The following is a 596-nucleotide window of genomic DNA, read 5'->3' as shown; positions in this document are numbered from 1 at the left end:
ATGGTTAAATCGAGTTTATCAAAGCCCATGTAATCGGCATCAACACTTGAGTAACGTAGACGTGCATTCGGTACGTATTTCACATCGTGCTCAATGGCAGCGTAAAAAGTACCCGTTGTACTGCTATCTCTTCTTACTTCATTACCTTTTGTATCTGCACCCCATACTTCTGCCCCCACTTTTGCGGAAAAAGAAGATTCTGCGAATGTAGGAAGAGATGCGGCTAATGATAATGCTGTTAAAGCGATGGTCGCTTTATTTGTCATGGAATGTGTACTCCGAGATAGCTGATATTCAACAATGAGGGCGTGAGGGGAAATATACCATACTCTCACGCCTCGCTATCAACTAAATCGTCTATACCCAACTATTTATAACGCGGTTGGGCAACGAAGTTTTTAAAGAACCAAATACCCAATGCGATGACTATCAGCCATGGCAATAGTTTGAGTACCGCGCCGATCATGCCAAGTAAAAACATCACAACCAACGCAATACCTGTTGCTGCGAACACTGTCATCATCGTGATGCCTGTTACTAACAAGGTCGCGGCAAATACTAAAATAAAGATCAGCTCCAACCTAATCACTTCTCCA

At 43.0% G+C, this 596-nt stretch carries 1 protein-coding gene and 1 pseudogene; both read right to left on the bottom strand.

Going from position 1 to position 596, the window contains the following annotated elements; all coding sequences use genetic code 11:
* Nucleotides 1–266: pseudogene (locus tag R7Q09_RS26980) on the bottom strand (iron-hydroxamate ABC transporter substrate-binding protein); the annotation flags it as partial.
* A gap of 101 nt (nucleotides 267–367) precedes the next feature.
* The gene (gene pspG / locus R7Q09_RS26975) at nucleotides 368–586 is read right to left on the bottom strand and encodes an envelope stress response protein PspG (protein WP_318144055.1); all 219 of its coding nucleotides are present in this window, start codon (nucleotides 584–586) and stop codon (nucleotides 368–370) included.
* Nucleotides 587–596 lie beyond the last annotated feature (10 nt).

The sequence above is a fragment of the Vibrio sp. 2130-1 genome (assembly GCF_033339515.1).
This window is presented reverse-complemented; position numbering and strand designations above follow the sequence as displayed.